This window comes from Brucella haematophila, from assembly GCF_005938105.1.
Lineage (GTDB): Bacteria > Pseudomonadota > Alphaproteobacteria > Rhizobiales > Rhizobiaceae > Brucella > Brucella haematophila.
The window spans coordinates 86,601-111,162 of sequence record NZ_VCPE01000010.1; the positions used below are offsets into that span (position 1 = coordinate 86,601).

Sequence of the window (24,562 nt, forward strand, 5' to 3'; positions counted from 1 at the left end):
ATGCCCTGATCACAATCTAGTCCGGGCGATGCCATGATCCTGATCGGCCAGTATGATTCTCCCTTCGTGCGGCGTGTCGCAATCGCCATGCGCCTCTACGGCCTTCCCTTCGAGCACTGGCCGTGGTCCACATTTGGCGACCGCGACCGGCTGGCCGAATACAACCCGCTCAGCCGGGTGCCGACCCTGCTTCTCGATGATGGCGATGTGCTGATCGAAAGTGCGGCGATACTCGATTATCTCGATGAGATTGCCGAAGTCAGAAAACCGCTGATTGCCGGTCATGGGATTGAACGGCGTCAGGCGCTAAAGATTTGCTCGCTGGCGACCGGGCTTGCCGACAAGGCGGTTAGCCTTCTCTATGAGGGCCTTTTGCGCAGCGAACAGTCGCCGGTCTGGGTGGAGCGGTGCGAAATGCAGATCGGGCGCGTGCTGGATGGTCTGGAAGGTGATCTGGCCCTGCGCGGCTCGCCGTTCTGGTTCGGCACCGATATCGGCCATGCGGATATAGCGGTTGCCTGCGCACTGCGTTTTGTTGGCGAGGCCCATGCGCACCTGTTCGATGCGGCGAAATATCCGGCGCTGGCAGGTCTGGCCGGGCGCTGCGAGGCTCTCGCACCCTTTCAGGAAATCGTGCAGCCGCTCGCCCCGCCATCGGCCTGATCGAAAGAAAAAAGCCGGGGCGAAAACCCCGGCTGTTGATTTTGGCAATCAGTCGCGCAATTCGCGGCGCAGGATTTTACCCACATTGCTCTTTGGCAGGCTTTCGCGGAATTCGATTTCGCGCGGGCGCTTGTAGTTGGTCAGCCGTTCGGCGCAGAAGGCCTTGACGTCATCGGCTGTCAGATTGGCATCGCGGCGCACAACATAGAGCTTCACCACTTCGCCGGAATGTTCATTGGGAACGCCAATGGCGGCTGATTCCACAATGCCCGGATGCTCCGCCGCGACTTCCTCGATCTCGTTTGGATAAACGTTGAAACCGGAGACGAGGATCATATCCTTCTTGCGGTCGACGATCTTCGTATAGCCGCGCTCGTCCATGAAACCCATGTCACCGGTGCGGAAATAGCCGTCGGGCATGATGGCGCGCGATGTTTCGTCGGGCCTGTTCCAGTAGCCTTTCATGACCTGCGGGCCACGTACGCAGATTTCACCGACTTCGCCGAGCGGCAGATCATTGCCGTCATCATCGCGAATGGTGATGTCGGTTGATGGCATCGGCAGGCCGATGGTTCCGCTGAACTCGGTTGCGTCCAGCGCATTGGCGCTGGCGACAGGCGAGGTTTCCGAAAGCCCATAGCCTTCGGTGATCAGGCAGCCGGTCATTTCCTGCCAGCGTTCGGCCACCGGGCGTTGCACAGCCATGCCGCCGCCGAGCGTCAGGATCAGCGGCTTGAAATCCAGCGTTTTGAAATCGGGATTGTTCATCAGGCCGTTGAACAGCGTGTTGAGGCCGGGGAAGATGTGGAACGGATATTTCTTCAGTTCCTTGACGAAGCCCGGAATGTCACGCGGATTGGGGATCAGGATGTTGCGCGCGCCAAGCTTCATGCCCAGCATCGCATTCACCGTGAGCGCGAAGATGTGATAGAGCGGCAGCGCGCAGACATAGTTCAGCGCTTTCGGCTTGCCCTTGATGCGGAAGGCCACCTCCGTCCACACGCCCATCTGCTCGACATTGGCAAGAATGTTGCTGTGGGTGAGCATCGCGCCTTTGGAAATGCCGGTCGTGCCGCCGGTATATTGCAGGAAGGCGAGGTCCGATCCTTCGACGGGAACCGGATTGAAGGGCTTTGACTTGCCCTGTGCCAGAGCATCCTTGAAGCTGACATGCCCCGGGAGATTCCAGGCCGGAACCATTTTCTTGACCTTGCGCACCACGAGATTGACGATGTGGCCCTTGAGGCCCAGCATATCGCCCATGGACGCCACGATGATGGTCGACAGCTTGACGGAGGGCAGGGTCTTTTCAACGGTCGCGGCGAAATTCTCCAGCACGATCAGCGCCTTCGCGCCGGAATCGTTCAGCTGATGCTCCAGTTCGCGCGGCGTATAAAGCGGATTGACATTCACCACGACAAAACCGGCGCGCAGCACGGCGGCAATCGCAATGGGATATTGCAGCACGTTCGGCATCATGATGGCGACACGGTCGCCCTTGACCAGACCACGCGATTGCAGGAATGCCGCGAGCGCCCGCGCATTCTCGTCGAGCGCCTTATAGGTCAGGTCCTTGCCCATACAGGTGAAGGCAGGATTGGCGGGAAACTGGCGGCAGGCGGTGGTGATCATGTCGCCGATGGACGTCGAGCGGTTGAGATCAATCTCGAACGGAACACCAGCCGGATAGGATTGCAACCAATACCGGTTCGGCTGCCCGGGTGCAGGATTGACCTGCTCCGTCGTGACGGCTTCGGTTGCGGATGCGCTTTGCCCTGTCGCTTTTTTTGCCATCTTTTCTCCCCGGATCGCTCCGTCCGTTGCATCGAGAGCGGTTTCAGCGAAGGCTGAATCGTTCTAACCGCTCTATCAATTTTTACGCATTCTCCCACGCAAAACCGCTTCGCAGTTTTGCCGGAAATGCTCTGGCGGAAACTTGTCCGCCCTTCTCCCAAGCTTACCCGTCCTCTCGGGTCGCTTCCTCAAGAATAATGTGGTCGAGTTTCCACATCTTCGCAAGGCTTACATTGACGTAAACGTAAAATATTAGTGTGTCGAGTCTTCGTGAAAAACTTTAGCGACGGCTGGATTATCACTGCCTGTCTGTATCAAAAACGCAGTTGGTCGTGACAAAACCGGCAAGATTGAGAGCCGAAACGCAGTGTTTTGCGCCTCTGGCGGGTCTCAATCGGTCCTTCGTAAAGACTGAATATGCGTCCTGACGGCTTTGCTGCCGCCGGTCACCAGATCGAAATTCTTTTCGCTGCGCAGCCATTCATTGAGCAGCCCGCTGACGATTGCGAGCAAGATCGGGGCTGCCGTGCTGGCAGTCCAATCCGGAGAAAGTTCGCCGCGCCGCTCCGCGACATCCAGAAGGCCGGTGAAAAGCGACAGCACATTGTCGCGTGCTTCCTTGATGCGTTCCACCACGGGGGCCATTTCGCCCACATATTCGCAGCGCTGGTTGATGATGGTGAAAATGACCTGCTGGCGCTCATTCGTCACGAAGAGTTCAAACGCAGAAACAATGGACTGTTCAAGCACATGCAGCGGGTTGGGGTGGTCGACACTCGCCGCCTGAAGCATGATCTCTTCTTGCGGAAAACGCGCCTGACCGATGATGGCCTGAAAGATGTCGAGCTTGTCATGAAAGTGGAAATAGATTGCCCCACGGGTCACGCCCGCGTGGGATGCTATTTCCATGAGCGATGACTGATTAACTCCGCGTTCGAGAAACATCTGTTCGGCGGCTATCAGTATGGCTTCCCGCGTTTCAGCGGCTTCGGCTTTGGTTCGGCGCATTTTTGTCTCGATCTGCCGGAAAAGGCTGGATTTCCTTGCTTTTCCGGCTGTACCGTGGATAAATCATTCGTGATCTACCTTTGAGCTTATTGACTATAGCATCCCAAATCGTGTTTACAAACAGATATGTATGTTTAATTGGCCGCACCTTATGGGCATCAAACCTTATGGGCATCTCTGGGGCGACAACAAGGGCAACACCCATCATGACCATCCATCGTTCTATCCGGCTTTTTGCGGCGGGAGCCGCTTTTCTTGTTTTTGCAGGGCAGCCTGTTTTTGCACAGGCACCGGCAGGCGCGCCGCCTGCGCAGGTTGAGGTCGTGACAATCAGGCCGCACGACGTGCCCGTTACCTATGAATATGCAGCGCGCATCAGCGCCTATCGCAATGTGCAGGTTCGCGCCCGTGTGGGCGGCATCCTGCTGCATCGTAATTTCGTTGAAGGCACCGAGGTGAAGGCCGGCGAAGTGCTGTTCGAGATCGATCCGGCGCCGTATCAGGCAGAGCTTGAACGAGCGCAGGCTCAGGTTGCCCAGGCCCAGGCGCAGTATCAGCAATCCATCCGCGATGCCGAGCGCGCCGAGCAGCTGGTTCAGCAGAAGGTGCAGAGCGCGGCAGTTCGCGATTCCGCATTTGCGACCCGCGATCTGAACAAGGCCGCTGTCGCTGCGGCGCAGGCGCAATTGCGCACTGCCGAACTCAATCTCAGCTATACCAAAGTGACCGCGCCGATAAGCGGCATCACCAGCCAGGAACAGGTGTCCGAGGGCAGCCTCATCGGCACCGACGCGACGTCGAGCCTGCTGACCTCGATCACGCAGCTCGATCCGGTTTATGTGAATTTCTCGTTCACCGATACGGAATCTGCCGAGATTCAGAAACTGCGCGCCGAACGCGGTGCGACGGGTGAGGATGCCGACCGCCTCAAGATCAAGATCCTGTTCGGTGACGGCCAGCCCTATGATCATGAAGGCACGATCGACTTCACCTCGTCGTCGCTCGATACGGAAACCGGAACGCTCGGCGCTCGCGCCGTGGTCCAGAACCCGGATCGTCGTCTGATCCCAGGTCAGTTCGTGCGCGCCGTCATTCTCGGCATCCAGGTGAAAAACGCCGTAACGATCCCGAAGGCCGCTTTGATGCAGGGGCCGCAGCTGCAATTCGTCTATGTCGTGAACAAGGACGATGTCGTGGAAGTGCGCCCGGTCACAGTCGCCCGCGAGCTTGACAATGAATGGCTGATCTCTGACGGCCTCAAGGAAGGTGACCGCGTTGTGACGGAAGGCGTCATCAAGGCGCATCCGGGCGCCAAGGTGCAACCTGTCGACGCTGCGGCGGCCGGCAACAAGGAAGCATCGTCGGCTGAAGCTGGCAAGGAACAGGCGGCAGGCAACAAATGAACAAGTTTTTCGTAGACCGCCCCGTTTTTGCGGCGGTCATATCCATTGTGCTTGTGCTTGCGGGGCTTATCTGCATCCGCATCCTGCCGATTGCACAATATCCGGAGCTGACGCCGCCGCAGGTGGTTGTCACCGCGACCTATCCGGGCGCAAGCGCGGAAACCGTGACCCAGACGGTCGCTGCTCCGCTGGAGCAGCAGATCAACGGCGTCGAGAACATGCTTTATATGCAGTCCTCGAGCCTTGGCAGCGGCACCATGCAGCTGACCGTGACCTTTGCACTGGGCACCGACCCGGATCAGGCCACGATCAACGTGAACAATCGCGTTCAGCGCGCCACCACCTCGCTTCCGCAGGAAGTGCAGCGTCTCGGTGTGACCGTGGACAAACGTTCCTCGTCCATTCTGGGCATGGTCGCCATGTTCGCGGAAGAGGGGCGCTATGACCGTACCTATGTCGGCAACTATGCGCTGTTGAACGTCATCGACGATCTCAAGCGTCTGTCGGGCGTGGGCGACGTGCAGCTGCTCGGCAATATCGACTATTCGATGCGTATCTGGCTGCGTCCGGACAAGCTGGCGCAGTATAATCTGACGCCATCTGATGTTCAGGTCGCCATTCAGGAACAGAACGCGCAGTTTGCGGCGGGCCGTTTCGGCGATCAGCCTGATCCGCAGGCTGGTCCGTTCACCTATACGGCGACGACGCAAGGCCGTCTGCCCGATACCAAGGCGTTCGAAAACATCATTCTGCGGTCCAGCCCCAATGCGGCGACGTTGCGTCTGAAAGACGTGGCGCGTGTCGAACTGGGCACGGAAAGCTATTTCGTCGACAGTAATCTCAATGGAACGCCTGCCGTTCCGATTGCGATCTATCTGCAGCCGGGCGCCAACGCGCTCAACACGATGGAACTCATCCAGAACCGTATGGATGAGCTGAAGATGAGCTTCCCGGCGGGCATCGACTATTCGATCCCGTTCGACACGACCAAGTTCATCAAGGTCTCGGTCGAGGAAGTCATCCACACCTTCATCGAGGCTATCATCCTCGTCGTCCTGGTGGTGTTCATCTTCCTGCAGAACTGGCGCGCAACGCTCATTCCCGTTATCGCCGTGCCGATCTCGATCATCGGTACATTTGCGGGCATGTATGTGCTGGGCTTCTCGATCAACCTTCTGACATTGTTCGGTCTGGTTCTCGCCATCGGTATCGTCGTGGACGATGCCATCGTGGTGCTGGAAAACGTCGAACGTATTATGACGACCGAGAAACTGTCGCCGCGCAAGGCCGCCATCAAGGCCATGAGCGAAGTGACCGGTCCGGTTATCGCGATTGTTCTCGTGCTCTGCGCGGTGTTCATTCCGGTTGCCTTCATGGGCGGTCTCGTCGGTGAAATGTACAAGCAGTTCGCTGTCACCATCGCGATTTCGGTGGTGCTGTCCGGTACTGTGGCGCTGACGCTGACACCGGCGCTCTGCGCGCTGATCCTGAAGCCGGGGCATCACGAGCCGATCCTGCCGTTCCGCATCTTCAACCGGTTTTTCGACCGGGTGACGGCTGGCTATACGGCGGGCGTTCGCTTCTTCCTGAAGCGCGTTGCCGTGGGCCTTTTGATCTTTGCAGGCCTTTTGGGAAGTACCTATTTTCTGTTCCAGAAGGTTCCCACCTCGCTGCTGCCGGATGAAGATCAGGGCTTCCTGTTCAGTGTCGCCATTCTGCCTCCGGCGGCTTCGCTGGAACGCACGACGGCCGTGCTCAATCAGGCGAGTGAGAATATTCGCAAGCATCCGGCCGTGGAAAACGTGTTCGCCGTTTCCGGCTTCGACCTCCTGTCGGGCGGTTTGAAGACCAGTGCGGGTACCATGTTCATCATGCTCAAGGACTGGAAGGAACGCACGACGCCGGATCTCGACGCGCGCAACCTGCCGGGCGTCATCATGGGCATGAATGCGGGGATCAAGGACGGCCTTGTGCTGGCCTTCAACCCGCCGCCGATCCTCGGCCTCAGCACGACCGGCGGCTTCGAACTTTATGTTCAGGACCGCACCGGTGGTGGCGTGGAATCGCTGACCAATGCGACGAAGCTGCTCACCGATGCAGCCGCCAAGCGGCCCGAGCTTTCGGGCGTGCGCACGACATTCGACCCGAATGTTCCGCAGTACGATATTCAGCTTGACCGCGAGAAGGCCAAGGCGATGGGCGTGCCGATCAATTCGGTGTTCACCGCCATGCAGGCCACCTTCGGCAGTGTCTATGTCAACGACTTCACGCTGTTCGGTCGTAACTATCAGGTCAACCTGCAGTCCGAGGCGGAATTCCGCCGCGATCCGAGCGATCTGAAACATGTGTTCGTGCGCGCCGACTCCGGCAGCATGATCCCACTCAGTGCGCTTGTGACCGTCAAGCGTATTGTTGGCCCCGACCAGCTCGAACGTTTCAACGCGTTCAATGCTGCGAAGGTCACCGGCAATCCGGCACCGGGCTACACGTCGGGCGATGCCATCAAGGCGATGCAGGAAGTGGCTGCGGAAGTGCTGCCGCAGGGCTTCCAGATCGCATGGACCGGTTCCGCCTATCAGGAAGTCACGACCAGCGGCACCGGCTCGCAGGCCATGATCTTCGGTCTGTTGATGGTGTTCCTCATTCTGGCTGCCCAGTATGAGCGCTGGAGCTTGCCGCTTGCGGTTATCACGGCTGTGCCTTTCGCGATCTTCGGTGCGCTTCTGGCAACCCATCTGCGCGGATTGACCAATGACGTGTATTTCCAGATCGGTCTGGTGACACTCATCGGTCTTGCGGCAAAGAACGCGATTCTGATCGTGGAATTTGCCGTGCTGGAACGCGAGACAGGCAAGTCCGCCTTCGACGCGGCCTTGTCCGCAGCGCGTCTGCGCTTCCGCCCGATTGTGATGACCTCGCTGGCCTTCATTCTCGGCGTGGTGCCGCTGGCAATCAGCTCGGGCGCAGGCTCGGCCAGCCGTCACTCCATCGGTACCGGCGTTATCGGCGGTATGCTCGTGGCAACCTTCGTTGCAACGCTCTTCATCCCGATGTTCTACAGCATCATCGCACGCAAGCCGCCAAAGCGGCCAGACGATGAGGATGATGCAATCGAGCAGACGCCTTCGGCACATGATGCGCCAAATGGCTCGGGTGGCGGCCTCTAGCCGCCACTTAAAACCAAAAAAGCAAAAGCCCCGCTTATCCGGCGGGGCTTTTCGTTTGCTGAAAATCTTGTTTCACGAACATCCTCGCCGGGATGTCCTGATTGGCTCGACAATCACATACCACAGCAGATGCCGGTCTCCTCAAACCGGGATTCTCGCTGGGGGCTGATCAGTGCAGCAGCGAGCCGATGCTTTGGAACAGTGCCCAGCCGAGAAATGCAGCTGGTACGGACAGTGCCGCCAGCATGATCCCCAGAAAGACATACGCCGCTTCATTCGGCGAGCGTTTGGTTTGTTCCGGAGCTTTGTGCCATTGTGCAGGAACGCCATCAAACATCGTATAAATCCTCCTTCTCCCCATGCCAGATTAGGGATCGAGGGCTTATTCATTCAAGTCAAAATAAATCGATGTATTTTAACTTATGTTTGTGGTAAAAGCGGCGCGTAACTGCTTGATATTGGTTGCCTTATCGACCTGATCGGCGCCAAAATCCTCCAAAAGTGCTTGATAGTAAACATTTTTACTTTATTACTGTAAGTATTGTTATGTCCGAAGTTTCAAAACTTTCTGAAATTCGAAATCCATTGGCGCATGATCTGCGTCAAAATGGCACGCATTCGTGAACGGCGGTTTGTCGCGGCTTGTGTGCCGATGCGGGCCGCAGTCGAGCGGCGGGCGTTCCGCTTGAGTCGTTTCCGATGGGGCGAAGCGGACTTCAGTAAAAGCTTGTCGGAAAATAGCGCAGATATAGCTCGGTCAGGACACCCTTTTGCTGCAAGGCTTGCAGGGCATTATTGATGGCGCTGGCGATGGCGGCATCCTCGCGGGTGACGGCGATGCTGAGACCGGTTCCGAGATATTGCGGCGCGAGATAGGGGCCATCGGTGAAAGCACAGCAATTGCCGCTTTCCGCATCATTGAGCCAGAAGGACAGCGCCATACCGTCATCGAACACGCTGTCGAGCTTGCCGTCCTTGAGGTCGGCCAGCATCGCGGCCCGGTCCGGATAGGGCTTTGCCTGCGCCTGTGGGAAATAGCTTTTGAGAAGCTGTTCATGCGCCGTGCCGGCAATGACGCCAACCGATTTGCCGCGCGTGGCCAGTGCTGCCGGTTGCGTAAAGCTCTTGCTGTTCTGGGTCGCAAAACGGGCGGGCAGCCGCATATAGCTGCGCGAAAAGACGAATTCCTTTCGCCTTGCTTCCGTGGGTTGCCAGCCGCCGATAATCGCTTCCGCATCCCCTTTCAGTACGCGGTCTTCCAGCTCATTCCACGGTACTGCCTCGATCTGGCAAATATCCTCGATGCCGAGCTGGCGGCAGAGCGCTTTGGCCAGATCGACATTATAGCCGGAAAGCTGGCCCTGATTGTTGAGCATGTTGAAGGGCGGAAAATCCACCGTGGTGATGAAACGAAGCCGCGTCAGCCTTTGCAGCGAGGGCAAAGGCAGGCGTTCCTTCTGATTGAGAAAATCCGGAGCAGCCGGAGCCGTCTGCGCGAAGGCAGTCGGGCTTGCCGCGAGCGTGGCGGCCAAGATCATCAAGCTTGAAAGACAGCGTTTCATTGGCAGGCTTCCTATCAGCTCAGGCATAATTTCGCGTTAACGCGCAACTTGCAAGAGTTGCAGGGTGGCAATGTCTATAAAATATAAGTTGCGTTTTCTCGATATTCTTTTACTTTTATTTTTACAATAATGAGTGAAGGATATGATATATAAATATTATTATATTCTATAATTATAAAGTAATAAATAAAAAATCACCGATCTGTATTTTGGGTGTTCGGGGGAATTATGAATAATGGATCGAGTGGCTTCGATCTGGAGATATGCGGCGCCATATCTGCCAGATTGCAGCGGCGTGGCATTGCGCGTTGTTTGCTTGTCGGGGCTTATGGGGAAGCAGTGCGCAACGGAACCACATTTTGCGCCGAGCTTGTGCAGCAGTCTGGCGTCGGCGAAATCGCTGTTTTCGAAGCGATTGCTGACCTTCTGGGGCTGGATTTTACCCGGGAGCTGTTGCCGTCTCGCGTGTTCATTTCCGATGAAGATGCCTTGCACAGTGTCAAAGATATTGCGCAGGTCATGACCATCGGGCCTGACGGCACGACATATCTCTATATCGCACCGACAGAACACCGGATCAGGAGCCTGCTGGAGCATGTGCGCGCCCATCCCACGCTGCGCAATCGCATCCGCATCTGCACGCCCACGCTTTTGCGGCAGATATTGCGTCGGCGGTATCGCGCGCGGCTGATTGACCGTGCCCGGCAGATGACACCGCAATCTCTTTCAGCGTCACGTGTTCTGCATAGCTGGCAGGCTTTCGGCATCGCGATGGCGCTTTACTTGCTGGTCGCGGCCATCATCAACTGGCCTTTGCAGACATTTCTGACGCTGCACGTCCTGATGACGCTGTTTTTCTTCGGTTGTGTTTTGATCCGGCTGTTTGCCGTGACAACGGGCGGTCGTCTGCGTTTAGTGGACGTCTTGCCGCTGAGAAAACGGGATTTGCCGGTCTATTCCGTTCTTGTTCCCCTCTATCGGGAAAAGGAAGTGATCGGCCAACTGGTGGAAGTCCTTAGCGGGATCAACTGGCCGCCCAGCAAGCTGGAAATCAAGCTCGTCTGCGAGGAAGACGATTTTGAAACGCGTGATGCGATAGATCGTCAGCATCTGCCTGCAAATTTCGAGGTCATTCCCGTGCCGCCGGGTGGCCCCCGCACCAAGCCAAATGCGCTGAACTATGCGCTTCAATTCGTACGCGGCGAAATTGTTGCGGTTTTTGATGCCGAGGATCGTCCGCATCCCGACCAGTTGCGCGAAGCGTGGCAGTCCTTCACGCGGGATAGCGGTAAGCTTGCCTGCGTGCAGGCGCCGCTGATCATCGGTAATTTCCGGCACAATCTTCTGACACGCATGTTCGCCTTCGAATATTCGGCGCTGTTTCGCGGGCTTCTGCCCTGGCTTGCCGGGCAGGGGTTGGTTATTCCGCTGGGCGGTACGTCCAATCATTTTCGCCGGTCATGCCTGGAGGAAGTCGGCGGTTGGGATGCTTTCAACGTAACGGAAGATGCCGATCTCGGCATTCGTCTGGCGCGTTATGGATATAGCATCGGCACAATCAGTCGCGGCACAATCGAGGACGCGCCGGAGGACTACGATGTCTGGCGCAAGCAGCGCACGCGCTGGATCAAGGGCTGGATTCAAACCTGGCTGGTGCATGCCCGCGACCCTTATACGGCCTTGCGCCAGCTTGGCGGCTGGCGCTTTGCCATCAACCAGATCTACACGCTCGGCATCATCAGTTCAGCATTGTTGCATCCGATCATGCTGGTAACGCTGGCTGTCCTGATGGTGAAAGTGGTCATGCAGCCGCTGACGCCAAGCAGCCTCGGGCTGCTGATGCTGGATGTGGTGAATATTCTGCTGGCCTATCTCAGCTTCTATCTGCTTGGCGCCAAAACCATGGAGCCGACAGAGCGTGGCGGTTATGCCTATCTGCCGGGAATACCGATCTACTGGATGCTGATTTCGCTCTCGGCCTGGCGGGCATTGTGGCAGCTGGTACACAAACCATATCTCTGGGAAAAGACCCCGCACAGGCCGAGCATTTTTTATTTGGGAGCAGACGACTGCGTGATGAATGCCGAACCGCGACCGATAATGGACTGATCTTCGGGGCCGATGGCGTCGAGATCGCGCCCGTCATAGGGCAGGGTCAGAAGGATACGCCGGATAGCGGCCAGTCTGGCGCGTCGCTTGTCGTTGGAGCGCACGATGGTCCACGGTGCATAGCCGCTGTCCGTCCGCTCCAGCATGGTGTGGAGCGCTGCGGAATAATCATCCCAGCGCGAAATGCCGGCCACATCCATCGGCGAGAATTTCCAGCTCTTGAGTGGGCTGTGGCGGCGCTCATGGAAGCGCTTCAGCTGCATTTCCTGACCGATATCGAGCCAGAATTTGAACAGGTGAATGCCGTCCGTCACGATCATACGTTCGAAATCCGGCGTTTCCGTCAGGAAGATTTCCAGCTGCGCCGGTGTGCAGAAGCCCATTACCGCTTCAACGCCAGCCCGGTTATACCAGGAGCGGTCGAAGGTGACGAATTCGCCCGCCGTCGGGAAATGGGCGACATAACGCTGGAAATACCACTGGCCGCTTTCGGTCGGGGTTGGCTTTGGCAGGGCCACGTTGCGCGCAGTACGCGGGTTCATGAATTCGCGGATCGTAAAGATCGTCCCGCCCTTGCCAGCCGCGTCGCGCCCTTCAAAGACGCTGATGACGCGTCCGCCGGTCGATTGCAGCCAGTATTGCAGTTTTACGAGCTCGATTTGCAGGCGCTGGAGGGTCGCCTCATATTCATCGCTCTTCATTTTGGACGTATAGGGATAGCCGCCCGATTGCAGCGCCTGATCGTCAATCCAGTTGGGAAGCTTGGGATCGTTGATATCGAACTTGCGTGTCTCGCCGTCGAGCTTCAGCTTGATCGGCTTATCCACGGCTGGAGTATCGCTTTTTTTGTCGTTCTTTTTGTTAGCTGTCTTCGAACTGTCACCCACGGCAATTCCCTTTCGTTTATATCAATCCATGATATGGGCATATGAGAAGCTTCGTAAAGACGCCGACGCTGATTTCGACTGAGGTATAAGGCTGTCGTCACACGTGTTCTGATCGGGAAAAGCCGTTTTCCCGATCTGGCAACAGGTTCGATGAACGGCATAGAGCCTAGTGGATTGAATTTGACGTTTGAATCCCCGCTGACACATATGCTGTTTCAAACGTCAAATTCGAAAAATCCACTAGATACATATAGTTGCTAGTGGTCTGATTCCAACATTTGCTCAGCGCTTGGAGCCCAGGGATGCAAATGTTGGAATCAGACCACTAGTCTAAGGAATAGACAATGAGTGAAGACAACCGCCGTACCGATGATGCCGAGACCGCCCCGGAGGCGCGCGCTCCGGAATCGTCGATCTTTGCCCCGCTTGGGCGGGTGAAGGGCGTTCTCATCGTCAGCATGGTTCTGGCGGTTTGCGTCATGGCTCTGGAACTGCCGTTCTGGTTCCGGGCGGTGCTGCTGGCGCTGGTGGTGCTGGGGGCGGTCTGGGTTGCCAATGAAGTTGGCAGCGGTGAGCCTGACGCCGACCCGGTCAAGGATGACGACCAAAGCGAAATGGCCGGTGTTTCCGGCGAGCGGCTGGCCGATCTCCTCACCGATCCGATGATTGTCTTCGACCATGGCGGCACGGTGCTGTTCGCCAATGCGGCGGCGCTGGAGGCCTTCCAGTCTCTTGAAGGCGGCACGGCGCTCTATCTACGCTTCCGCGCGCCAGAAATGCATGCGCTCATTCAAGGCGTTATTGCTGATGGCGAGCCGCGCAGCATCGAATATTTCGAGCGCGTGCCAATCGACCGCTGGTACAAGGCCATGGTCAAGGCGCTGCCGGACGCAGAAGGGCGGCCCGAACTGTTCGTGCTTATCTTCCGCGATCAGAGTGAAACGCGCCGTATCGACCGCATGCGGTCCGACTTCATCGCCAATGCCAGCCATGAATTGCGCACGCCGCTTGCCTCGTTGCGCGGCTTCATCGAAACCTTGCAGGGGCCAGCGCGCAACGACGTCGCGGCGCGTGACCGCTTTCTCGATATCATGCAGAAACAGGCCGAGCGCATGTCGCGCCTGATTGACGATTTGCTGTCACTGTCCCGGCTGGAAATGCGGGCGCATCTGGCGGTCAATGAAAGCGTGGACCTGACGTCTATTCTCAACCATGTCGCCGATACGCTGAACCCGCTCGCCGCCAATCTCGGCGTGGTGATCGAGCGCAATCTGCCGGATCGTCCGCTGCTGGTGACCGGCGCCCGTGACGAGTTGATACAGGTGTTCCAGAACCTTGTCGAAAATGCCTGCAAATACGGGCAGGCGGGCAAGAAGGTTATCGTCAAGCTGGAGACGGATGAAACCGGCAGTGCGCCGGAAGTCGTGGCTTCGGTGCAGGATTTCGGACCGGGTATCTCGACCGAACATCTGCCCCGCCTCACCGAGCGGTTCTATCGCATCGATGTGGAAACCAGCCGGGCCCAGAAGGGCACCGGACTGGGGCTTGCCATCGTGAAGCATATTCTGGCGCGCCATCGCGGCCGTCTGGTGGTGCGCTCGCAGCTTGGCGAAGGCTCCACCTTCATGGTGCGCCTGCCGAAGCGCGAAGGCTGAGAATTAGAGCGCATCCCGAAAAGTGTGAAACGGTTTTCGGAACAAGATGCGCGGTCTAACGCGAGAGGCGGCGCAGAAGCTCCCATTTCAGCGGGCGAAGCCGCTTGTAAAGACGGGTGGTGCGCAGGCCGTCGATGGTCTGCTGACAGGCAAGCGCGATCCTGCCGCGCAGGGTGCGGGCAACCACATAATCGCGCATGGGGATTTCGAGATTTGCGAAATCCTGCTTCCACGGCTCATTGCCGAAGCCGAGATCGAAGCATTCGTAATCATCGGCTTTTAGGGCTTCGATCAGCCGCACCATCAACACTTTGCCGGGCGAATATTTGTTCCAGATACCGTCTTCGAAGGTGGTGATCATCGCACAATAATGCCGCTTGCGCGTCACGCTCCACATGGTGGCGACGACCGCGTCATCCATTGTCAGAACGGAGAAATGCAGGGCATTCACGGCGGCCAAAGGCTCGGTCACCATTTCGAAGAAGCGGCGCTTTTCGGGATGGGTCTCGAAACCGGGGACTTTGGTGTCCTCAAAACGCTTCTGCTTTTGTTGCAGCATGGTTTCAAGAAAGGTCGCCCGCTCCAGCGCGTCGCGCGTGACGAGAAAGCGATAACGCCCGGCGCGGCGCAATGCCTTTGCGCGCTTGGCAATGGAGCTATGGCCGCGGATCGATTGTTCGATCTCCGGCATGGGGCGGTCAAGCGTGATCCAGTGCGTGCCCGCCGCACAGTCGCGATTGGACAGACCCCAGAAAGGATTGGGCCGACCTTCGACTTCCTGCGGCATTTTTTCAAAAGCCACCATGTCGAAGGGCGGCAGGGCTGCGAAAATCTGCTTCAAAAGGGCTGCGGCGCCTGCGACATCCCAATGCGGCGCGTTTTCGAAGAGGATCGGCGCGTTGTAATCGGAGACACCGTCATCCACGAAAGACAGAATGCGTGCGCCATAGCGCTGCATGATGCAGAACGGGACAAACAGGACGGGCCGCTGGTTCTGGTCGCGGACTTCAACCAGGCAAAGCTCTGCCTTATGCGCTGCGCCATAGCTTGCTTCCCAGGCGCGCAGAAAGGTTCTGGACTGAAAGACATAAAGCGCGCAGCTGCTGCTGTCATTCGCGTCGGGCCAGTCGTTGGATAGATCGTCGACGCGACGATGCACTCTGATTTGGAAATTGGCACTCGACATCAGCAGCCTTGAAATATCTGTTTGTTTGCCGGTTCATAAGCTGATCGCTCAATATGAACTGACGAATCGACATCTTCATAACGTGGTTTAGTTTATTTGAAACTAAACGGAACTATGAAATGCTGGAAATCATCGTGGAAGTGTAACCTCTTCAAGCGATGACTGTCGATAATCAACCGGGAGCGGGCAAGGCGCGTAATGTCAGTTTCGATTATCATCAAGACTTTAAACGAAGAACAGCGCATCGCCGCGGCGATCGAGAGCGCCCTTGCGGCTTTGCCTGACGGACAGGTCGAAGTCATCGTTTCTGATAGCGGCTCGTCGGACCGCACGGTGGAAATCGCCAGCGCTTATCCGGTGCGTGTGGTGCAGATCGAGGCGCCGGCGCGGGCAAGCTGTGGTCTTGGACCGCAACTGGGCTTTCAATATTCCACGCAGCCTTTTGTCTGCCTGATCGACGGCGACATGATCATCGAGCCGGATTTTATTCCCGCTGCCCTGCAATATATGGCCGAGCACCCGGAAACCGGCGGTGTGACCGGGCATGTGGTGGACCAGATTCTGGAAAGCCTTGAATTTCAGCGCCGCGCACGCAGGCAGACGCCGGAAAAGCAGGCCGGTAATATCGACCGGATGAATGGCGGCGGTGTCTATCGCCGTGCCGCCATCGAGCAGGCGGGCTATTTCTCAGACCGCAATCTGCACGGCCATGAAGAGTTCGATGCGGGCGTGCGCCTGCGCACCCATGGCTGGAAACTACACCGTCTCGACCGGCCTTTCGTGCAGCATTTCGGCTATTCGATGAATGCGTACAAGCTTTTGACGCGCCGCTGGAAAAGCAAATATCTGCGCGGCACCGGCGAAGTGCTGCGTGCAGCGGTTGGCCAGCCGCACTGGCAAAATGTTATAAAGGAACTGCCGGAATTGCGCCTCTGGGGCGCGGTCTATGTCTGGTGGCTGGTGGTGATCGCCGCACTTTTGCTGGGCTTCGTCACGCCCTGGGCGCTTGTCGCGGCGCTTGTGTTCGCGCTTTTGCCATTTGTGCTGATGTCGATCCGCGAGCGCAGTGTTTCGCTCGGCGTCTATGCGGTCGTGGCATGGATTTTCCATGCGGCGGCCATGCCGCTTGGCTTCTTCCAGCCGCGCCGAAAGCCGCAGGACTGGATCGAAAGCCGGGTCTTGAATGAAATCCCGAAAGAGACCCCAAAAGGGGCCTCATGAGAAAGCTGCTTGCCGCTCTTCTGATCTGCGTTGCCGGTCTCAGCGCCCTGGCGTTCTGGCCGGAAAGGACTGTTGCGGAAGAGTGGATGCCGGTCAAGGAAACACGGCTGGAGATGACGCCGGGCAGCCCGCTCGACTTCTCGTCCATTCTGCCCAATTCCGCGATTGATGAGCAAAGCCGCATTGCAGCCAATGCCGCCGGGCGTCTCGTTCGGGCGGCAAAGCCGGATGAGCCTCAGCGCCTGTTCTGCGCGTCGCTCTCCTGGCGGTTGCCGTCGGCAGGCAAGATCGATCACGCCTTCATCGACCGCTATGTGCGGCAGCTTCGCCTGCATGGCTACAATATTGCGCGGCTGCATTTCCTCGATACCGATCTGATGCTCAATCGGGATGGGGACTTCAACTTCGACCCCGAGGCGCTGGACCGCATTCGTTATCTGATGGCCGCCTTGAAACGCGAAGGTATCTACTGGACCATCGATGGATTGACGGCGGAAAGCGGCGCGCTCGGCGGCAGGGATATGAACCGCTGGGGACCGGAAGGCAATCTGAAGCGCCGCATCTATGTGGATGATACAGCCTTCGAACACTGGCTGCGGTTTCAAAAAGAAGTCTATGCGACGGTCAATCCCTATACCGGACTGGCCCCGTTGCAGGACCCGGCGCTGGCGCTGATCATTCCGTTCAATGAGAATGGTATCGAATTCACCAGTTTCCTGCATGGCAAGCAACCAGACGGCCCGTTCTGGCCGGGCTTTGCTCCGGCGTTCAATGCGTTTTTGAAAAAACGTTATACCAACACGGCTGCACTTTCACGGGCCTGGGGCGGTCTTGCCGCAGAGGAAAAGCTCGAAGCGGGAACGGTGCAACTGCCGCAAAGCCGTTCCGGCGGCGGCGCGCGGCTGCATGATTTTCAGGCCTTCGTCGTCGAGCGCGAGCAGGCGCTGGCCGCACGGCTTGAGGCGGCCTATCGCGCGCTTGGCTATAAGGGGCTGATCGCACCCTATAATAACTGGTTTACGGTTCAGACCGCGCTGTCGCGTATGCCGCAACAGGCCATCAGCGCCAACACATATCATGACTGGACCGGCTCGATGGAACCCGGAACGACGATGAAGCAGAACAGCTCCATCGCCGATGCCGCCTCCTATGTCAGCGAGCTGGCCGCTGGCCGCTGGATCGGTCGCCCGTTCTTCGTTACCGAATACGAACACCTGTTCTGGAACCGTTATCGTTATGAAGCGGGGCTGGTTTTCCCGGCCTATGCCGCGTTGCAGGGGTGGGACGGTATTTGCCGCCATGGGCAGGGGCCGGTCACGCTTGCCTTCGACGAGGCAGAACCGCTTCGTCAGCGCATCGTGCCCTATACATTCGCGGTCGATCCGGTGGCGCGTGCGGGCGAAACGCTTGCCTCGCTCCTGTTCCGGCGCGGCGATGTCAAAACGGCGTCCTTCGCGGTTCCCTTCATGATGCAAGGCGAAACCAGCCTTGGCGATTCGCTTGAAACGCGAGAGCCGGAAAGGTTGAAAACGCTGGCGCTGGTCGGGGGTATCGGCCTGTTCGCCTCGGGTTTGCAGTGGCCGGAAACCACGGCCAAAGGCATCGAGATCAATTATCGCAATGTCGCGCTCGACAATGTTCTGGAGCGTTTGAAACAGGCAGGCCTGTCGCTCAAGGACAATGCGACCGATCCTTATCGCGGCATCTTCGCCAGCGCGACCGGCGAAATCCTGCTGGAACGGGACCGCACTCGTATGCGGGTTGTGACGCCGCGGACCGAGGCACTGGCCTTCGCCGACCTGAAGGATAGTCTGACGCTTGGGCAATTGACGCTCAGCCATGCCGAAGGGCGCGGCCTTGTCTCCGTATCGGCGCTTGATACGCAACCCTTGGCAACCAGCGAGAAGATGCTGGTGATTTTCGCGACCGATGCCCGCAATACCGGCATGCGCTTTCGCGACGATGCGCAAAAGGAGATCGAGGATTGGGGGCGCCTGCCGGTGACATTGCTGCGCAACCGCGTCGATTTTCGGCTTTCGGGTGCTGCTTCGGCTTGGAAATTGTCTACCATCGGTCTCGACGGCAAGGTTCATGCGCCTGTCGCCACCGGCGATGGGCCGGTGGAATTTCGCCTCGATAACGGCGCGGGCGCTGACGGGCCGACGACCTTTTTCCTGCTGGAGCGCCGGTTCAGTCGCTAGGTTTATCGAATATTGGTGGCTTTTGGATCAGACAGCTATTGGAAGTCAGTAACCAGCCTGCTCCAGCTTTCGCCCGCAAGTCCGCCGATGAAGATATCGTTGTGGTCCAGCGCATTCACGACACCGGGATTGGCTGTCACCACGCAGACATTGGCTTTCAGGCGGAAGAACATGACCGATTGCTGCGAAAGTGCACCGAGAAAACGCGGATCGGCGCGGCCTTGCGCCGCGATATGGCCCGCCTCCTGCAAATGCGACAGCATGACCTCGACAACGGCCTGCTCCCGGGTCTTGAGAGCCAGAACGCTGAGCACGTCGGCCATCCCGTTTGCGCGGGCGTAATAGCAGAAGAAGCCGAGAGGCTCGTCACCTTTGCCGGAAACCGAACACAAGCGGAGTTCGCCCGCGGCGCGGTTGTCGCTAGCGAGCTTGAGAATCCAGTGCAGATCCTGTTCCGTCCATGCCGGATAGGCGTCGTAGGTTGGCAGGAACTGGCGGATCAGGCCGATCGCTTCGCTCTGATTGATCTCGCGCACGGTCAGTTTGCCATTGGTGGAGTTGCGCAATTTGGGCAGCGGCACCAGCGAATCCAAAAGCTTTCCAACTTTTGCCGCAGGCCAGCCGCGCAACGCCGCACGGCGCTCGGCAACAAACTGGGCTACATAGCTCGCACCACGGAAAATCCGCGTCCATGCCAGACCATGCGTGTCGAGCGTGATGCCGCCAACTGCACTGAAATGGCGCATGCTGACGGGCGCCGCACTATCGCTGAATGAAAAATCATTGGGGCGCGCGCGCAAGGTGAGCGTCAGTTCGGCGGCACCGCGCGGCGAGCCGCCGGGGCGCATCATATAGGCGCAGAGCAGCCGTCCCATGACGATCTTGCCGCCGACATGATACGGGATCGGCAAGACGCAGAGCGTACTGTCGATCTCGCCCTTGCTGTCTTCATGCACGATGCTGCACAGATCTGCATCGTAATAGGGGTTTTCGAAGAAAACATGCCGGAAATACTGGTCGAAACTCTCGCTGTGAGAGGTCGATTTGGGACGAAAAACCTGGGTAAACAATTCGCGCACAGCGGGTATGTCATCGACACGCATCGGGCGAACCCGCTGTGTCTTTGTTTCCGCGACAGATATGCTCCCCACTTTACCCTGCCCCTCTGCCCGGGCGGACCGGGCTTAGACTTGAACCTCTTTCCTTGCAGCTGCTTCGCGGCTTCTTTTGACGAGGTAGAAGACGCAGCACCACGAAGCCAACACGATACATATTTCAATAAAGTAAATGGCGGTGAAAGTGCCGGTGATCGGCGCATACCAGGTGGCTGCAGCCAGCAGCGGCGCACCCAGGATATTGCCGACATTCAGCACCGCAGTACGATAGGTATGCTGGCTGGCCGCACCGAGCAAATCCACCGCAATCGACCAGAGCGCGACGAAGATCGTGATCCAGCACAGCGTGCGGCAGAAAGCGATCAGCGTCGTGTATTCCTTGCCGAATAAGAGTGGGAGATAGGGCGCGGCGATGAAGACGACCAGTGAGGTCAGCGTTCCGATCAAAAGCGAAGCGCCGAGAAGGCGCAGCGTGATCGGCAAGGCATGGTGAATGCCGTTGGCGCTGGCTTGTGACAGGCGCGGATAGACGAGACGGTTCATCGCATCGATGGTCAGCATGCTGCTGTCGACGATGCGGCGCGTGACGCCATAGCTGCCAACTATGCTGGGCGCGACGAGCGCGCCGAGAATGAGCAAATCGGCGTTCTGGCGGACTGCACGGAAGATGAATTGTGAGGCGAACATGATGCCGAGGCGGATTTCTTCCCGCACGATGCGGTATTGCGGCGCGCCGAGCCTGCGGAGAAACCATGCATAGGCGACGAGCACCAGCACATGGCAGGCAAACTGCCAGTAGGCCCATTCCACGACGCTCGAGATATTGAAGATCAGGCAGGCGACCACGGCTGCGATGGTGCGCGCCACGGCAAAGCCGACCACTGAGAGGTTCGCGGAAACGAAATCTGTATGGGCGATATAGATCTGTTCGACCAGAAGAATGGCGCGCACAAGCACGATATTGGTGACGAGCAGGAAAAACATGCCGAGATAATTGCTGGCGAATTCCGGGACGGATTCAAGCCAGAACGGCAACAGGATCATACCGAGGATCACGAGCACGATGCCGCTCGTCACGATCAGGATGATATTGTGCCCAAGCATGGCGGGATAGATGTCGGGATTTTGCGCCACGCGCCGCACGAGACATTCAGCGCCGCCAAGCCCGCAAATGTAGTTTGCGATGGCTGTGATTGCCATCACGGTCACGAAAAGCCCGAACTCGTGCGATCCCAGATAGCGCGCCAGAATGGCAAAAGTCAGCAGCTGCGCGACATTGGCTGCGAAGAGACTGCCGCTTGATGCGGCGTAGGACAACAATGTGGGCCAATAGCGTTTTAACATTTCATACTGCGAACTTAAGAGAGTCATTTGAACGGCATTATCTGTCGGTGCCAGCTTCGCGCTTCGATCCAACCCGGCATGGGTTTATCAAAAGGACCTTTTCCCTCTCCCGACCTACTCTATGTTTTCTGTCAGATGTAGCCTTGAAATATGAACCCTAACTGAACAGGTCATGTATTTTCCAGTTCTATCGCGCATTGCGGCCCAATAGTTGTGATTAACCAATTTTTTTAATCTTCTCATATAAGGAGTAGAGAGACGGTTTTTCCCGCGATCAGGGTAACCATAGGCCAAGGCAACCATAGGATCGATCGATGTACACCTTGCGTGACCTTGCTTCGAAGGCTCAGCTACCGCGTGATGAAACGCGCGGCGCAGAGACGCTCGAGCAATGGAACCAGGCTTTGACGCAGAACCATGCGCCATCCTATCCGCGGGCAGCGTCTGTCTCGGCGCCTGCTTCCGGGCCAGTTCCCGAGGAGGCCGTTGCCGACAGGCCGTCAGCACCGCATCTGGAACAACCTGACGCAAAAGCATCCGGTGACGGGCTCATGCTGCCGGAAATCGATCTCTGGGCGGCACTGGAATGGGTGCGCGCCCGCTGGATATGGATTGTCATTCTGGCCGTTGCCGGTGCGCTGGCGGGCCTTGCCTATGGCATGACGGCCAAGCCGCGCTATACGGCCTATACGGATATGCTGGTGCCGCCATCCGGTTTGCAGCTGCTGCCCAACGATATTTATGCCCAGAGCCTCCAGGCCGACAGCCAGATTCTCGACATTGAAAGCAAGATGAAAATGCTTGTGTCGGGCAATGTGCTGCGTCGCGTCGTGCAGAACCTCAATTTGCAGAACGATGCCGAATTCGTTCCGCCGCCAGCGAGTTTCGATCTGCGTGCGCTGCTGGGTCTTGGCAAGCCGAAGGACCCATCGGACGACACACTGACGGCTGTGCGCGCTTTGTCGCAGCGTATCGTCGTGACTCGTCCCGAACGGTCCTATCTCGTGACGATTGGCGTCTGGACCGACAATCCCGAAAAATCCGTCAAGGTTGCCGATGCGCTGGCGCAGTCGTTCCAGGAAGAAGTTGCCGAAGCTGATGCCGATGGTGCAGGTCGTGCTGCCGCCGCATTGTCTGAACGCCTGACCTCCTTGCAGAAAGCTGCCACGGACGCCGAAGAAAAAGTTGCCGCTTTCCGTCGCGCGCATGGGCTTCAGACAACCGGTGGCGAACTGGTCAGCGCCCAGTCCATGGCGCAGATCAACACCAAGCTGCTCGATGCCAAATCACGCCAGACGGATGCCAGCACTCGTTACAATGAGCTGACCCGCGATACGGGCAGTCCGGTCGGTCCGGCAAGCACGCTGCAATCGCCGACCATGACCAATCTGCGCAGCCAGTATGCGACGCTGAAGCAGCGCTACGATGCGCTGACCATGACCTACGGTCCGCGTTATCCGGAACTCATCAATACGCAGCGCCAGATCGCCGGGCTGGAGCAGCAGATCGCCGCCGAACGCTCGCGCATCCTGCAATCGGCAAAGGTCGATCTGGATCAGGCCAATGCGGTTGTCAATGCGCTCAATGCGCAGGCCGCAACCGCGCGCTCGGCTGTGGCGCTCGACAATGATGCGCAGGTGCAGTTGTCCGATCTCGAACGCGACATGACCGCCAAGGTTTCGATCTACAACACATTCCTGACGCGCTCGACCGAAACACATCAGCGCCAGCAGCTCGATGCCACCAATATCCGCGTGATCTCCACGGCAATCCCGCCCGTCAGCCGTAGCTGGCCACCGCGCACCGTGCTGCTCGGCGCAGGCGGTGGCTTTGTCGGCATGGGTCTCGGTGTGGCGCTCGCGCTTGCTCTGGGTTACCTTGGCGCATGGCGGAGAAATCGGGAGAGCCGTGTCTGATCTCGCTTCACATCGGCGTGTCGCGGCCCCTGCACCAATCAAGGCGCAGGCCCATGATCTGACGTCGGTGTCGTCATCCTTCGGCGCCGCTCTCTTTCTCATCATGATTTTGTTTCTGTGGGTCGGGATCAGTCCTTACCCCGGAACCAGTGCTGAAATCGGCGCGAGCGCTTCGGCGGGTCAGTCGAACCTGCTGAACCAGCTGATGACGCTGACAATTTCCCTGGGCTTTCTTGCCTGCGGCCTGAGCAATCCTCTGCGCAAGACCATTCTTCAGCCGCGTGTGCTGCTGGTGACCCTGTTCATCTGGATGTTCGTGACGGCCATTCTCTCGGCTCATCCCAGCATCGCAAGCCGCAAGGTGGTGCTGTCGATCCTGACGGCGCTCAACGCCAGCATATTCCTGTTGTTGCCACGCTCTGAAAACCAGATGGCGCGCCTGTTGCTGATCGGCTCGTTCATCACGCTCGGATTTGCCTATTTCGGCGTTATCTTTCTGCCGAGCAGGGCGATCCATCAGGGCACCGACGTGCTGGAGCCAATGCTGGCAGGCGCGTGGCGCGGACATTTTCCGCACAAGAATGCGGCTGCGGCAGCACTGGTGCTGCTCAGTTTCTTCGGGCTTTATGGCTGGCAAAAGGGTTACCGCAAAGCCGGTGGGCTTGTGGTGGTGCTGTGTGTTTTCTTCCTGCTGCATACGGGCGGCAAGACATCGACGGCCATGCTTCCCTTCATCGCCTTCATGTCGCTCATCTTCATGCACTGGCGCTGGACACGCATTCCAATTGCCATCGGCGGGGTGGCTGCGTTCAATTTTGTGGCCGTGGGTGCTGCGGTTTCCGACCCCATCCGCCAGCTCATCACAAGCCTTGGTATTGACGCGACATTTACCAACCGCGCCGATATTTGGCGCATAGCCTTTTCAGCAGTCGCTAAAAAGCCGATATTTGGCTACGGGCTGGACTCGTTCTGGAAGACACCGGAAATGGTCTATGCCGGGGGAGGCGGGGCGACATGGGCAGTCGCAGCTTTCAACGCGCATAAAGCCTATCTGGATATGATGATCAATGCGGGTGTGTTTGGCCTGATCCTTATGCTGATCTGGCTGATGATCCTGCCGCTACGTTATATCAGGGCAGCCGAAGCGACTGGGAATGATCCTGCATTGACGCTTCTGTTCAGCCGTCTGTGGTTATACGGCCTCTATGCATCCTGCATGGAAAGCACGTTTTTCCAGAACGGCAGCTCTGTTTGGTTTTGTTTGATGATTGCCATTTTCGGCATGCGTCTTCAGGCGAAGGCGCGACTTGTGGCTTAAAGCACATCCCGAA

General features: G+C 57.9%; 17 protein-coding genes. 9 read left to right on the plus strand and 8 right to left on the minus strand.

Annotation, left to right across the window (positions count from 1 at the left end):
• Positions 1 to 33: 33 nt before the first annotated feature.
• Positions 34 to 663, plus strand: a complete 630-nt coding sequence (locus FGI60_RS15650) for a glutathione S-transferase family protein (protein WP_138785984.1) — start codon at positions 34 to 36, stop codon at positions 661 to 663.
• A gap of 48 nt (positions 664 to 711) precedes the next feature.
• Here FGI60_RS15650 and FGI60_RS15655 read toward each other — a convergent pair whose 3' ends face one another.
• On the minus strand, positions 712 to 2,457 hold the full coding sequence (locus FGI60_RS15655; protein WP_138785985.1) for a long-chain fatty acid--CoA ligase: 1,746 nt from the start codon (positions 2,455 to 2,457) through the stop codon (positions 712 to 714).
• A 390-nt stretch (positions 2,458 to 2,847) separates the two neighbouring features.
• Entirely contained in the window at positions 2,848 to 3,465 is a 618-nt protein-coding gene (locus tag FGI60_RS15660) for a TetR family transcriptional regulator (protein ID WP_138785986.1), read from the minus strand.
• A 206-nt stretch (positions 3,466 to 3,671) separates the two neighbouring features.
• Between FGI60_RS15660 and FGI60_RS15665 the strand changes: the two genes are divergently transcribed.
• Both FGI60_RS15665 and FGI60_RS15670 read left to right on the plus strand, forming a co-directional pair.
• Positions 3,672 to 4,868: an efflux RND transporter periplasmic adaptor subunit gene (locus tag FGI60_RS15665; protein WP_138785987.1), complete on the plus strand. Its 1,197-nt coding sequence runs from the start codon at positions 3,672 to 3,674 to the stop codon at positions 4,866 to 4,868.
• Complete coding sequence (locus FGI60_RS15670; RefSeq protein ID WP_138785988.1) at positions 4,865 to 8,035, plus strand: efflux RND transporter permease subunit; 3,171 nt, start codon at positions 4,865 to 4,867, stop codon at positions 8,033 to 8,035. Before FGI60_RS15665 ends, FGI60_RS15670 begins: the two co-directional genes overlap by 4 nt.
• A 169-nt stretch (positions 8,036 to 8,204) precedes the next feature.
• On the opposite strand, the gene FGI60_RS26305 is transcribed toward FGI60_RS15670, so the two are convergent.
• Together FGI60_RS26305 and FGI60_RS15675 are read right to left on the minus strand one after the other, a co-directional pair.
• Positions 8,205 to 8,372, minus strand: a complete 168-nt coding sequence (locus FGI60_RS26305) for a hypothetical protein (protein ID WP_171058783.1) — start codon at positions 8,370 to 8,372, stop codon at positions 8,205 to 8,207.
• A gap of 379 nt (positions 8,373 to 8,751) precedes the next feature.
• A complete protein-coding gene (locus FGI60_RS15675; protein WP_138785989.1) occupies positions 8,752 to 9,597 on the minus strand; it encodes a transporter substrate-binding domain-containing protein in 846 nt (281 codons plus the stop codon).
• 228 nt (positions 9,598 to 9,825) lie between these two features.
• Between FGI60_RS15675 and FGI60_RS15680 the strand changes: the two genes are divergently transcribed.
• On the plus strand, positions 9,826 to 11,706 hold the full coding sequence (locus FGI60_RS15680; protein WP_138785990.1) for a glycosyltransferase: 1,881 nt from the start codon (positions 9,826 to 9,828) through the stop codon (positions 11,704 to 11,706).
• Here FGI60_RS15680 and ppk2 read toward each other — a convergent pair.
• Positions 11,649 to 12,593 carry a polyphosphate kinase 2 gene (ppk2, locus tag FGI60_RS15685; RefSeq protein WP_138785991.1) on the minus strand — a complete coding sequence of 315 codons (945 nt, stop codon included), beginning with the start codon at positions 12,591 to 12,593 and terminating at the stop codon, positions 11,649 to 11,651. The two genes, FGI60_RS15680 and ppk2, sit on opposite strands and share 58 nt — an antisense overlap.
• Positions 12,594 to 12,937: 344 nt before the next feature.
• Between ppk2 and FGI60_RS15690 the strand changes: the two genes are divergently transcribed.
• Positions 12,938 to 14,248 (plus strand): ATP-binding protein, encoded by a 1,311-nt coding sequence (locus FGI60_RS15690; protein WP_138785992.1) that lies wholly within the window; start codon positions 12,938 to 12,940, stop codon positions 14,246 to 14,248.
• A gap of 55 nt (positions 14,249 to 14,303) precedes the next feature.
• Here FGI60_RS15690 and FGI60_RS15695 read toward each other — a convergent pair whose 3' ends face one another.
• Positions 14,304 to 15,434, minus strand: coding sequence for a GNAT family N-acetyltransferase (locus tag FGI60_RS15695; protein WP_138785993.1), 1,131 nt, complete (start codon positions 15,432 to 15,434; stop codon positions 14,304 to 14,306).
• A gap of 198 nt (positions 15,435 to 15,632) precedes the next feature.
• On the opposite strand from FGI60_RS15695, the gene FGI60_RS15700 reads away from it, so the two are divergent.
• Positions 15,633 to 16,655 (plus strand): glycosyltransferase, encoded by a 1,023-nt coding sequence (locus tag FGI60_RS15700; RefSeq protein WP_138785994.1) that lies wholly within the window; start codon positions 15,633 to 15,635, stop codon positions 16,653 to 16,655.
• On the plus strand, positions 16,652 to 18,856 hold the full coding sequence (locus tag FGI60_RS15705) for a glycoside hydrolase (RefSeq protein ID WP_138785995.1): 2,205 nt from the start codon (positions 16,652 to 16,654) through the stop codon (positions 18,854 to 18,856). Before FGI60_RS15700 ends, FGI60_RS15705 begins: the two co-directional genes overlap by 4 nt.
• A 35-nt stretch (positions 18,857 to 18,891) precedes the next feature.
• Here the strand turns inward: FGI60_RS15705 and FGI60_RS15710 are convergent, their stop codons facing one another.
• Both FGI60_RS15710 and FGI60_RS15715 read right to left on the minus strand, forming a co-directional pair.
• Positions 18,892 to 19,959: a hypothetical protein gene (locus FGI60_RS15710; RefSeq protein ID WP_138785996.1), complete on the minus strand. Its 1,068-nt coding sequence runs from the start codon at positions 19,957 to 19,959 to the stop codon at positions 18,892 to 18,894.
• An 81-nt stretch (positions 19,960 to 20,040) separates the two neighbouring features.
• Positions 20,041 to 21,315 (minus strand): lipopolysaccharide biosynthesis protein, encoded by a 1,275-nt coding sequence (locus FGI60_RS15715; protein WP_138785997.1) that lies wholly within the window; start codon positions 21,313 to 21,315, stop codon positions 20,041 to 20,043.
• A 314-nt stretch (positions 21,316 to 21,629) separates the two neighbouring features.
• On the opposite strand from FGI60_RS15715, the gene FGI60_RS15720 reads away from it, so the two are divergent.
• Positions 21,630 to 23,231, plus strand: a complete 1,602-nt coding sequence (locus FGI60_RS15720) for a GumC family protein (protein ID WP_138785998.1) — start codon at positions 21,630 to 21,632, stop codon at positions 23,229 to 23,231.
• Positions 23,224 to 24,549: an O-antigen ligase family protein gene (locus FGI60_RS15725; RefSeq protein WP_235889831.1), complete on the plus strand. Its 1,326-nt coding sequence runs from the start codon at positions 23,224 to 23,226 to the stop codon at positions 24,547 to 24,549. The genes FGI60_RS15720 and FGI60_RS15725 overlap by 8 nt, the downstream gene beginning before the upstream one ends.
• The last annotated feature ends 13 nt before the right edge of the window (positions 24,550 to 24,562 follow it).

Coding starts and splice junctions, on each gene's coding strand:
- FGI60_RS15650 (WP_138785984.1), top strand. CDS start 34: ATGATCCTGATCGGCCAGTATGATTCTCCCTTCGTGCGGCGTGTCGCA.
- FGI60_RS15655 (WP_138785985.1), bottom strand. CDS start 2,457: ATGGCAAAAAAAGCGACAGGGCAAAGCGCATCCGCAACCGAAGCCGTC.
- FGI60_RS15660 (WP_138785986.1), bottom strand. CDS start 3,465: ATGCGCCGAACCAAAGCCGAAGCCGCTGAAACGCGGGAAGCCATACTG.
- FGI60_RS15665 (WP_138785987.1), top strand. CDS start 3,672: ATGACCATCCATCGTTCTATCCGGCTTTTTGCGGCGGGAGCCGCTTTT.
- FGI60_RS15670 (WP_138785988.1), top strand. CDS start 4,865: ATGAACAAGTTTTTCGTAGACCGCCCCGTTTTTGCGGCGGTCATATCC.
- FGI60_RS26305 (WP_171058783.1), bottom strand. CDS start 8,372: ATGTTTGATGGCGTTCCTGCACAATGGCACAAAGCTCCGGAACAAACC.
- FGI60_RS15675 (WP_138785989.1), bottom strand. CDS start 9,597: ATGAAACGCTGTCTTTCAAGCTTGATGATCTTGGCCGCCACGCTCGCG.
- FGI60_RS15680 (WP_138785990.1), top strand. CDS start 9,826: ATGAATAATGGATCGAGTGGCTTCGATCTGGAGATATGCGGCGCCATA.
- FGI60_RS15690 (WP_138785992.1), top strand. CDS start 12,938: ATGAGTGAAGACAACCGCCGTACCGATGATGCCGAGACCGCCCCGGAG.
- FGI60_RS15695 (WP_138785993.1), bottom strand. CDS start 15,434: ATGTCGAGTGCCAATTTCCAAATCAGAGTGCATCGTCGCGTCGACGAT.
- FGI60_RS15700 (WP_138785994.1), top strand. CDS start 15,633: ATGTCAGTTTCGATTATCATCAAGACTTTAAACGAAGAACAGCGCATC.
- FGI60_RS15705 (WP_138785995.1), top strand. CDS start 16,652: ATGAGAAAGCTGCTTGCCGCTCTTCTGATCTGCGTTGCCGGTCTCAGC.
- FGI60_RS15710 (WP_138785996.1), bottom strand. CDS start 19,959: ATGCGTGTCGATGACATACCCGCTGTGCGCGAATTGTTTACCCAGGTT.
- FGI60_RS15715 (WP_138785997.1), bottom strand. CDS start 21,315: ATGTTAAAACGCTATTGGCCCACATTGTTGTCCTACGCCGCATCAAGC.
- FGI60_RS15720 (WP_138785998.1), top strand. CDS start 21,630: ATGTACACCTTGCGTGACCTTGCTTCGAAGGCTCAGCTACCGCGTGAT.